Source organism: Trinickia sp. (assembly GCF_051961175.1).
Lineage (GTDB): Bacteria > Pseudomonadota > Gammaproteobacteria > Burkholderiales > Burkholderiaceae > Trinickia.
Genome location: NZ_JBQCDN010000282.1, coordinates 1 through 11050, shown reverse-complemented (window position 1 = coordinate 11050; position 11050 = coordinate 1). Strand labels below are relative to the sequence as shown.

Annotated in this window: 8 protein-coding genes; 4 read left to right on the top strand and 4 right to left on the bottom strand. The window is 64.1% G+C overall.

Going from position 1 to position 11050, the window contains the following annotated elements; all coding sequences use genetic code 11:
- The 4 genes from ACTHL0_RS16960 to ACTHL0_RS16945 form a co-directional block, all read left to right on the top strand.
- The coding region (locus ACTHL0_RS16960; protein ID WP_440567975.1) for a hypothetical protein at positions 1-1500 on the top strand (1500 nt) is incomplete at its 5' end.
- Between the two features lie 208 nt (positions 1501-1708).
- Entirely contained in the window at positions 1709-3499 is a 1791-nt protein-coding gene (locus ACTHL0_RS16955; protein WP_440567977.1) for an O-linked N-acetylglucosamine transferase, SPINDLY family protein, read from the top strand.
- A gap of 37 nt (positions 3500-3536) precedes the next feature.
- Positions 3537-5819 carry a tetratricopeptide repeat protein gene (locus tag ACTHL0_RS16950; RefSeq protein WP_440567974.1) on the top strand — a complete coding sequence of 761 codons (2283 nt, stop codon included), beginning with the start codon at positions 3537-3539 and terminating at the stop codon, positions 5817-5819.
- The gene (locus ACTHL0_RS16945; protein ID WP_440567973.1) at positions 5816-7807 is read left to right on the top strand and encodes an O-linked N-acetylglucosamine transferase, SPINDLY family protein; all 1992 of its coding nucleotides are present in this window, start codon (positions 5816-5818) and stop codon (positions 7805-7807) included. Before ACTHL0_RS16950 ends, ACTHL0_RS16945 begins: the two co-directional genes overlap by 4 nt.
- On the opposite strand, the gene ACTHL0_RS16940 is transcribed toward ACTHL0_RS16945, so the two are convergent.
- The 4 genes from ACTHL0_RS16940 to ACTHL0_RS16925 form a co-directional block, all read right to left on the bottom strand.
- The gene (locus ACTHL0_RS16940) at positions 7808-8659 is read right to left on the bottom strand and encodes a hypothetical protein (RefSeq protein WP_440567972.1); all 852 of its coding nucleotides are present in this window, start codon (positions 8657-8659) and stop codon (positions 7808-7810) included.
- 318 nt (positions 8660-8977) lie between these two features.
- On the bottom strand, positions 8978-9277 hold the full coding sequence (locus ACTHL0_RS16935) for a flagellar protein FliT (RefSeq protein ID WP_440567971.1): 300 nt from the start codon (positions 9275-9277) through the stop codon (positions 8978-8980).
- Positions 9278-9305: 28 nt separating this feature from the next.
- Entirely contained in the window at positions 9306-10700 is a 1395-nt protein-coding gene (gene fliD / locus ACTHL0_RS16930) for a flagellar filament capping protein FliD (protein WP_440567970.1), read from the bottom strand.
- 223 nt (positions 10701-10923) lie between these two features.
- Positions 10924-11050, bottom strand: a 127-nt coding sequence (locus ACTHL0_RS16925; RefSeq protein WP_440567976.1) for a flagellin, incomplete at its 5' end; no start/stop codon positions are given.

Genomic DNA, 11050 nt, shown 5'->3' with positions numbered 1-11050 from the left:
TCGGAGAATGTCCTGGTGGAGGCCCTGCGCCTGCATCCGGAATCGGAGCTCGCGTTTCACGGCCGCGTGCTCGACCACGAGCACGACGCCGTCGTGCATACGCCGCCGGCGCTGCTGAAGGAAGGCGAGCGCGCGCTTATCAGCCGCGATCTGCTCGTCAAGGATATGGTGGCGCAGCTGCAAAACTTTATCGGCGAGATGAGCAACGTCATGATCGATCGCCAGCGGGCGAGCGAGACGGATCTCTTCACCTACCGATCGATCAAGTTCGACTTCCTGACGGATGTGGCGACGTTCCTGAACCTCGCGGCGCGCGGCCCGTTGGTGGCGGTCGGCGGATACTGGAGCATGTTGCGCCTTCTTCCGCAGCATAGGCAGATTGCGCCGGAAACAACCCCGACCTACAGCGCCGGTCTCTACGAATGGGAATTGCTGGTGCGTGGCGAAGCCGCCAGCGGCGCGTTGAGCGGAGTGCCACTCGCGGCAGCGGCGCAGCGCTTGTCGCAGTATTACGCGTCCTGCGCCGACCGTCTGCCCGAAATCGCACGGCTGTGGGGCAATCACAGCGAGTTCGCCACGCGTGCGCCGCGAGATCTATTCGACAGCGAACGCTTTCAGGCCGATCTCGCCCATGCGCGAAGCATTGTCTCGCAGCGCGTGGCGCAGCAGGAAGGGGCGCCGGCGGAAGGCGCCGAAGCGGCAGCGCGCAAGGCTGCGTTAGCGGCTCAGCAAGCCTCCCCCGATTCGGTTTCCGCCTCCGCCTCTGCCTCTGTTGCTGTCTCCGCTGCACGTTCGGGCCCGGCGCAATCGGCCGACCGGCCCATTCGCCTGGTGTGCGCGACGCGCTGCTCGCAGGCGAACTTCATGCGCGATACGGCGCTGGGCCGGTCGCTGGCCGTGCAGCGTCACGTGCGCCCGCCCGAGGTACTGCTCTTCGACAACAACGCGACGGGCCTCTCGACGCTTTACAACGCGGCGATCGAGCAGGCGGCATCGAGCCCCGCGATTCTCGTATTCGTGCACGACGACGTATCGATCCAGGACTTCTTCTGGGCCGAACGTATTCGCGAAGCGCTCGCGCAGTTCGATATCGTCGGTCTTGCCGGCAACCGCCGCCGCTCGCCGCTGCAACCCGCATGGGCGTTCACGACGCCGGACTTCAAATGGGACAGCCCCGAATACCTGAGCGGCTCGGTGGGGCACGGCAAGGGTTTTCCGTGTGACGAAGTCACGTACTTCGGCCCCTCCGGAGCCGAATGCAAGCTGCTCGACGGGCTCATGCTGATCGCCGACAGCGCGCGTTTGATCGAAGCGGGCCTGCGTTTCGACGAGCAGTTCGAGTTTCATTTCTACGACATGGATTTTTGCCGGCAGGCGGAACTCAAGGGCTTGCGCATGGGCACTTGGCCAATCAGCGTCGTGCACGAGAGCGTCGGCGCGTTCAATACACCGCCCTGGCGCGTCGCCTACGATCGCTACTTGCGCAAGTATGGACAATGAGTGTGTGCCGGGCGCCGGGGGGCTATTCATCGACCCGGCCGGCGAGCCGCGGGCGGGACAGAACGGCGCGATGATGCAAGCCGCGGTGCCGGCGCCTCTCCAGCCTGCACCGGGCATCGTTCAGTTCATCACGCCGCCGGTGATCGCGCAGCGCGTGCAGGCTCCCCCGCCGCCGGAGACGCCCGATCCGGCTTTGCGGCGACCGGCCATGCCTGGACCGGTTTCCGCGATCGAATCGGCACTCGCGCTTCAGCAGGCGGGCCGCTTCGCCGAAGCCGCGCTGGCCTACCGCCAGATTCTCGCCGTCGACCCCAATCACGCCGACGCGCTGCATTTGCTCGGCCTCGTCGCTTTGCACGACGGCGACTATGTGCAGGCGACCGACTGGATCATGCGGGCGCTGAGCCAGCACGAGAGCGAGATCTTCTACGGCAATCTCGGCAATGCGCTGGCGGCGCGAGGCATGCGTGCGGCGGCAATCGAGAGCTTTCGCCAGGCCATCGCGCTGAAGCGCGACTACGTGCCCGCACACAACAATCTCGGCAACATGCTGCGCGACCAAGGGCACTTCGTGGAGGCCGTCGAGTGCTTCAAGACGGTCATTGCACTGAAGCCCGATTACGCCGAGGCGTACAACAACCTGGCCAACGCACTCGTCGATCTCGGCGAGCTCGATGCCGCCATCGACACCTATCGGCAAGCGATCGTGCTGCGCCCGGATTTGCTCGAAGCGCGCAGCAACATGCTGTTTATCCTCAGCTACCGCGAAGGCCAAAGTCCCGCGGACTATCTCGCCGAAGCGACGCGGTTCGGCCAAGCCGCGACCGCGCAGGCGAAGCCATACGCGCACTGGCAGGTGCCGTTGGGGGCGTCGCGTCCTGGGCCGCTGCGGGTCGGCTTCGTCTCGGGCGATTTGAAGGTGCATCCGACCGGCCATTTCCTCGAAAGCATCCTCTCGCATATCGACCGGCGGCGCATCGAACTCGTTGCGTATCCGACGCGGCGCACCGCCGACGAACTGACCGCCCGTATCAAGCCGCATTTCGCGGCATGGACGGACCTCGTCTCGCTGAGCGACGAGCAGGCGGCACGCCGCATTCGCGACGATCGGATCGACGTGCTCGTCGATCTGTCGGGCCATATGAACTGCAATCGCCTGCCGCTGTTCGCGTGGCGTCCGGCGCCGGTACAAGCGAGTTGGCTCGGTTATTTCGCGAGCACGGGCATGCGCGAGATCGATTACGTGCTGGGCGATCGGCACGTGCTGCCGGAAGGCTCGCAGGCTCAGTTCACCGAAGCTTTGTGGCGTCTGCCCGACAGCTACCTGTGCTTCACGCCGCCGGCCGAACGCGTCGCCGTTGCGCCGTTGCCGCTGGGGGCCAACGGCCATGTGACCTTCGGCTGTTTCAACCATCTCATGAAGATGAACGATGGGGTGGTGGCAGTGTGGGCGCGCATTTTGCGCGCGGTGCCGAATGCGCGTCTGTTCCTGAAGGCCAGGCAGCTCGACGATGCGTCTGCGCGTGAGGCGACGCTCGCCCGCTTCGCAAGCCACGGTATCGAGGCAGATCGGTTGATCGTCGAGGGCCGCTCGCCGCGGACCCAATACTTCGAAGCGTATGGGCGTGTCGACATTGCGTTGAGTCCGTTTCCGTACCCGGGCGGCACGACCAGCGTCGAAGGATTGTGGATGGGGGTGCCCGTGCTATGTCTGCGCGGCGATCGCTTCTTGTCGAACATTTGCGCGAGCATGCTGCACTCGGCCGGTCTTGCCGATTGGATCGCCGGCGATCATGACGAGTATGTGGCCAAGGCGATCGCCTTCGCGGCCGACGCTGCGCGGCTTGCGGCGTTGCGTGCCGGCTTGCGCGACGCGCTGCTCGCCTCGCCGCTGTGTGATGCGGCGCGCTTCGCGCGTAATCTCGAAGCGGCGTTCGAGGGCATGTGGCGCGAGAGCGCGGCGCGCCGCCAGCTCGCACGGCAGCCCATGGCGACATGATGGCGGGCGCGGATCATTTCCATTGAACGGATCGAACATGCAAGACACCGCCCAGCAGCTCAATGCGGCCTTGGCGCATCACCAGGCGGGGCGGCTTGCCGACGCTAAGGCACTCTATACGCGTATTCTCGCGCGCCAACCGAAGCATGCCGACGCGCTGCACTTCATGGGGCTGCTCGCCTGCCAGATCGGCCAAAGCGAAGCCGGCATCACGCTGATGCGGGAATCGATCGCGATCCACCCGAGCCCGATCTATTTCAACAACCTCGGCAATGCGTTGCGCGAGGCCCGTCGGCACGAGGAGGCTGTCCGCGCGTATCGCCGCGCCGTCGAACTCGAGCCCGGCTATGCCGATGCGCACAGCAACCTCGGCAACGCATTGCGCGAAAACGGCGACGCCGCTGCCGCGCTGGCCAGCTGTGCCCGTGCGATCGAATTGCGGCCCGGCTACGCCGAGGCCTATAACAACCTCGGCAACGCCTTGAAAGACCTGGGTGAACTCGATGCCGCGATCGCCGCTTACGGCAAAGCGATCGGTGCGAATCCCGCCTTTACCGAAGCGCATTTGAATCTCGGCATCGTGCTGCAGACAAAGGGTCACGACGATGCGGCGCTCGAATGCCTGCGCGAAAGCGTGAGACTCGCGCCGCAACTGGCCGCGGCGCATGACAAGCTCGCGGGCTTGCTCATGCATCGCGGCGACATTGACGGCGCGATCGACGCGTATCGGCGTGCCGCCGAGCTCACGCCAGAATCCGCGCATGCGCATAACACGCTCGGCAATGCGCTTAACGGCGCGGGGCGCGTGCCGGAAGCCGTGCCGTGCTACGAACGTGCCATCGCACTCGAGCCCGATTTCGCCGATGCGCATCACAACCTCGCTAACGCACTACGGCGGCTGGGTGCGCCCGAGCGCGCGCTCGGCCATGCGCGCCGGGCGATCGGGTTGCGCGGCGACATGCCGTCGTTTCACAACAATCTCGGGACGATCCTGGCCGACCTCGGCGAACCCGATGCCGCGCTCGTCTGCTATCGGGACGCACTGGCGCTGAACCCCGATTTCGGCGAATCGCACACGTGTGTGCTGTTCGGCCAGTCGTACGTGTCGAACTGGTCGGCACAAACGCATCTGGCCGATGCCCGCTACTTCGGCGAAAGGATGCGCGCGCGGGCGACGCCCTATGCGCAGTGGCAAATACCGGCCGGCGCCGCGCTCGGGAAGCGCCCGTTGAGGGTGGGCTTTGTTTCGGCCGATCTGCGCAAGCATCCGGTCGGCTACTTCTTCGAGTCGGTGCTCGCGCAAATCGATCGTTCGCGCATCGAGCCGATTGCCTACTCGAATGCCTTGCACAGCGATGAGCTCACGGCGCGCATCAAGCCGCGCTTCGCGCTGTGGCGGCATGTTGCCGAGCTGGATGATGCCGCGCTCGCCCAGCGTATTCACGACGATCGCGTCGACGTGCTGATCGACCTCTCGGGCCACACGGGACGCAACCGCCTGCCGATGTTCGCATGGCGGCCCGCGCCGGTGCAGACGAGCTGGCTCGGCTACTTCGCGACGACGGGGCTGGACGAAATCGACTATGTGCTCGCCGATTCGCACGTCGTGCCACCGGGCGAAGAGGCGCAATACACTGAACGTATCTGGCGCTTGCCGGACAGCTACCTGTGTTTCACGCTGCCGACGGAGCCCGTTGCCGTCGCGCCGCTGCCCGCACTCGCGAACGGCTGTTTCACGTTCGGCTGCCTGAATAATCACAAGAAGCTGAACGACGGGGTGATTGCGGTATGGTCGCGCATTTTGCGCGGCGCACCGAATTCGCGGCTGCTATTGAAGAACCATCAACTCGGCGAGCCCGCGATTGCGCGCGAAACGTTCGCGCGTTTCGCCGCGCACGGCATCGACGCGTCCCGCTTGCTGCTGGAGGGGTCATCCTCACGCGAGCAGTATTTCGCCACCTACCACCGCGTGGATCTCGCGCTCGATCCGTTTCCCTATCCGGGCGGCACGACGAGTGTCGAGGGTCTGTGGATGGGCGTGCCCGTGCTGACGCGTCGCGGTGACCGATTCCTTTCGCATCTTGGCGAGATGGTCCTGGAGACGGTGGGCCTGCCCGAATGGATCGCCGCCGATACGGACGAGTATGTCGCTCGCGCAGTGGCCGCGGCGCGCGATCCGTCCTCGCTGTCCGCGCTTCGTGCGGGGCTGCGCGAGCGCGTCGAGCACTCGCCGCTTGCCGATGCGCCGCGCTTCGCGGGGCACTGGATGGCGGCGATCGAGCAAATGTGGCAGACGAAATGGAAGGAGGCCGTGCAATGACGGCGATCGATCGAAAGGCTGCCGCGCTTGTCGAAGAAGGGCTCGTGCATCATCGAAGCGGCCGCCTGGCCGCGGCGCGCTCGCGCTACGAAGCGGCGCTCGCACGCATGCCCGGCCAAGCCGACGCGCTGCACCTGCTCGGCGTCGTAGCCATGCAGGAGCAGCGCTATGCCGATGCGCTCGATCTGATCGGACGCGCCATCGAAATCAGCCCTCAAGCGTCCTACTTCGATAATCTCGGCTGTGCTTTGCGAAGCTGGGGCAAGCTCGAGGCTGCGGTGGAAAGTCACGAACAGGCGCTGGCGCTCGATCCCAATCACTTCCGCGCGCACAACAATCTCGGCATGATCATGCAGCAGATGCGTCTGCCGGCCGCCGCGGCGGTGAGTTTTCGCAAGGCGATCGAGATCAACCCCGAGTTCGCCGAAGCGCACTGCAATCTCGGCAACGTGCTGCGTGAACTGGGCGAGGCCGAGACGGCGGAAGCGCATTGCCGCAAGGCCATTGCATTGCATCCGACGTTCGGCGAGGCGCACAACAATCTCGGCAATGCATTGAAGACGCAGCGCAGGCTTGCCGAGGCGGCCGCTTCCTATCAGCAGGCGCAACGCTTGTTGCCGCACGAGCCGCAGGTCGCGCTGAATCTTGGCATTGTCCTGCGCGAGACGGGCGCGCGGGAAGCGGCGGTCGCAGCGTTCCGCCGCGCGATCGCGCTCAGGCCAGCATGGGGCGAAGCGTGGAGCAATCTGCTGTTCACCTTGAGTTTCGCTCAGGACGTCGCGCCGCAGGACTATTTGACCGAGGCGCTTGCATTCGGCCGCATGGCGCATGAACATGCGCGGCCGTTTTCGAACTGGCTCGTCGATCGCATGCCGGGGGCGCCGCTGCGCATCGGCTTCGTGTCGGGTGATTTTCGCACTCATCCCGTCGGCTTTTTCCTGGAAAGCGTGCTTGCGCATCTGGATCCGGCCCGCGTGCAACTCGTCGCGTATTCGACACGCTCGTACGAGGATGCGTTGACGGGGCGATTGAAGCCGCGCTTCGCCGCATGGCGCAGCCTCGTAGGATTGAGCGACGAAGCCGCCGCGACGGCCATCCGCAATGACCGCGTGCATATCCTGTTCGACATGTCGGGGCACACGGACGCGAATCGCTTGCCGGTATTCGCGTGGAAGAGCGCGCCGGTGCAGGTGAGTTGGATCGGCTACTTCGCCTCGACGGGTTTGTCCTCGATCGACTACGTGCTCGGCGACGAATGGGTATTGCCGTCCGGTGAGGCTGGGCATTTCATCGAGAAGCCATGGCGGCTACCGCACGGCTACCTTTGCTTCACGCCGCCAGAGCCTGCCGTCGCGATCGACGCCGCGATGCTGAACGATACGACTCGTGCGCTGACGTTCGGCTGTTTCAGCGATCTGGTGAAAGTCAACGATCGCGTGGTGGCCGTGTGGTCGCGCATTTTGAGCGCCGTGCCGGGCGCACGGTTGTTCCTGAAGGCGCAGCAGCTCGCCGACGAAGCGCAGCGCGCGGCAACGCTCGGGCGTTTCGCCGCGCACGGCATTGCAGCGGATCGGCTCACGATGGAAGGCCCTTCGCCGCGCGAAGACTATTTGGCGGCGTACAACCGCGTCGACATTTCCCTGAGCCCATTCCCGTATCCGGGCGGCACGACGACAGCCGAAAGTCTCTGGATGGGCGTGCCCGTGCTGTGCCGCCATGGCGATCGCTTTCTCGGGCACCTCTGTGAAAGCGTGGTACATAGCGTCGATCTCGGCGACTGGATCGCCGCGGATGATGACGACTACGTGGCGAAGGCGGTCACGTTTGCGAGCGACCGCCACGCGTTGGCGATGCTGCGCGCGGGTTTGCGAACGCGCGTGCTGGCATCTTCGCTATGCAACCCCGATCGCTTCGCGCGCTCGCTCGAAGCGCAATTCGAAGCGATGTGGCAGGCACACGTCCGCGACGCCAAACATCCTGACCTCTGACTATTTCCCGTTCGCCCGGCGCGCGGTTTCGGCCAACGTGTTGCGCACCTGCTCGAACATCTTCAAATAATTCTGGCTACCGTGCTCGATGGCCGCCGTCTTCAAGGCGTCGAGCAGGAGCAGATCGGCCGTATAGGGGCTCGCAATCGAGGGCGACATCGGTAGCCGCAGCGGATCGAAATGCCGTACGCGCCAGTGCCGTTCGCTGAGCAGCACGAGTGAGACGACGCGCTCTTGCATGAATACTTTGGCCGGCACGAAGTCGTTCCCGTAGGGCACGGTGCCGTTGAGCAAACGCGCGAGCGAGCTGGTACCGCCCTCAGCCACCGCGAACAACACTTCGTTGACGGCCAACCAGCGTCGCCAAAATGCGGCCGTCGCGACGAAGTAATTGCAAAAGATGATCTGCCGCGAATCCATCACCGCGCCGTGCGGATTGACACCGGGCGCGACCAACGCCACCGCTTGCTCGAATACGGGCCAAATACCCGCGTGATTGGTCGCGGCCTGCTCGAACGCGTTTAGAAACACCGCACTCTGATCAAAGAACGGCGAGAACCCGATCACGTCAACGTCGCGCGGCACGAAGGCAATGAAGTCATGGACGGCGGCCGAATTCAGCTTCGTTTTCTGGCCGAACTTCGGCGAGAAGAAACCATAAAGGGTGTTCTCATCGAGCGTATGGTTTTGCAGGTAAGTGCGGATCGGCCAATACTCGCGCCAGTCGGGCCGCTGGCCGCAATTGTCGAGCGGGATAAAGCTGGGATCCAGTTGCCGGCGCGTCTCCTCCGAATAGAAGATCTGACGAATCTCGACGCGGCGAGGGCCGACTGGAATGCGCGACGGGTGCATGAATGAATCTCGATCGATTGGACGAAAGCTTGCCCGCATCCGGTATAGATACAAAGCGGCGAGCAGACAGTGTGGCAGACCACCGATACGTGGCATTGCTTGAAAAGCGCGCCCATTCCGGCTCAATTTGTCACGCTGCGTGACAAGCAAAAACGAGCGATAGGGGCGACGCGACCTGCGCGACAGGTGACGAGCGCGCAAAAAATAAAGCCGCATCGCTGCGGCTTCGAGGGTGACACACCGCATTCACTTCATGCGGTTGTTCTTCGTTATCTCGGACGTAGGGCACCCCGGTGCGGGAAAACCCGGAAAGCGCGCCTAGCGAATCTGCCCGGTCGAGAGATACTGACGCGCCGCCGAGACGCGCTGCCGCGCTTCGCTGTGGCTCGCCACGATGGCGTCGCGCGCAGCCGAAGCCTTGCCCGCGATCGACTCGTTCAACGCCATGATTTCGCGGATGAGCGCGAGATCTTCGTCCGTCTGTTCGCGCTCGAGCGACATCAGGAGCGGCGAGCGTTCTTCCGCCAAATCGGCGGCGAACGCGAAGTCGCCCGCATCCAGAGCAGCGACGAGCGTGCGTGTCAACTCGTAGGCGCGCGTCAGTGATTCATTCGACATATCGGCAAACTCCTGTTGTCACGCTTGATCAGGCCGTCTTGTTGATCGTGCCGGACAGGCCGCCGCCGCCGAACAACTGGTTCAGATACGTCGTGTTGCTTTGCGTCTGCGACATGATCGCATTGAGCTGAGTGAACTCGGCCTGATATTGCGACGTCAGCGTAGCTTGATAAGCCGATAGGCTTGTTTGCGCCTGCTGCTGCGCCGTCAAGTCCGCTTGCAGCGTCGAATCGCGCTGAGCGATCTGGCCCGTCACCGAGGTGGTGTAGGAGCTGATGAACGAGCTCAATTGCTCGCCGATGCCGTTCGTGCCGTTGAACGTATTCGACACCATCGAGGGCGTGGCGGCGAGGGTCGACTGTAGCGCTGCCGTATCGAGCGTGACGGTGCCGTCGTCCTTCAGGTTGACGCCAAGTTGTGCGAGGCTGTAGGTCGAGCCGCCGACCGTGATGCCGCTCGCCATGATGGAGGCGATGCCGTTGACGGCCGAGTTCAGCATGGCATCGCCGAGCAGCGGGCCCGCGGTGTTGCTCGTCGAGTTGTACGAAGACAGCGACTGCACCGTCGAAATCCACGCGTTGTAGGCCGTCGTGAACTTCTGTATCGCGGTGACGATCGACGAAGAATCGTTCGCGACGGAGAGGGTCTGCGTCGTGCCGACCGAGGCCGACGTGAGGCTCAGCGTGACGCCGGACATCGCGGTTGTGACGTTGTTGCTCGCGCTATCGACCGCGGTGCCGCTAACCGTCAGCTTGGCGTCCTGTGCCGCTGTCACTTGCGTGAAGCTGGCGGTGGCCATACCGGCATCGACGCCCGCACCGGCGCTGACGGTGACAGTGTTGGCCGCGCCGGTCTGCGTCGAGGTCAAAACGAGATGCTGACCGTCGGTGCCCGTGACGACGGAGGCCGTGACGCCGGGGTTGTTCGATGCGCTGTTGATCGCCGAGGCGATGCCCGAAAGCGTGTTGTTCGACGACGTCAGTGCGATCGTCATATTGGTGCTGCCGACACCGATCGTCAGGTTGCCCGTGCCGAGCGTGGCATTTGCCGCGTAGGCTTTGGACGAAATTTGGTTCGCGGTGGCGATCTGTTGGACACTCACCGCATAGGAGCCCGCAGCGGCACCCGTCGACGTCGTGGCGGTAATGCCCGTGCCGCTCATGGTGGCCGACAGTTGCGAGAAGGCGGTGCCATCGGACAGGCCGCTCAACGAGCTCAGCAGATTCGACATCGACGATTGCATCGTGCCGAGCGCGGATAGCTGCGTTTGGTCGCTGTTGACCGCAACGGCGATCGTCTGCGATTGCGCGGCAGTGGCGCCGGTCACGAGCGCCGAGACGAGTGTGTTGACGTCGAGCTGCGAGTTCGTGACGCCGCTCAGAATCGACTGTGCCGCTTGTTGAAGAACTGAACTGGTACTCATGCCAGGCTCCGTGTGATGCCGCGGAATGATAAATCAAGAACGAGGCCGCTCATCGAATGGACCGGCCGACTACCAATGCGTAGCGGGAGGCATGCCTCCCGCTGCGGTTACTTCGGTTACATCGGTTATTTCGTGTTGCCAGGCCCGTCCGAGGCGGAAGCGTCGAAGGGGCCCGGCTGCGCGGCGAGATTGAACCGCCTCTCGCCGTGCGCGGCTCACGCTATTACTGGAGGAGCTTGAGCACTTGTTGCGGCAGCGAGTTCGCTTGCGCGAGCACCGAGATACCGGCTTGTTGCAGCACTTGCGCCTTCGACAGGTTGGCCGTTTCTTGCGCGAAGTTGGCGTCTTGC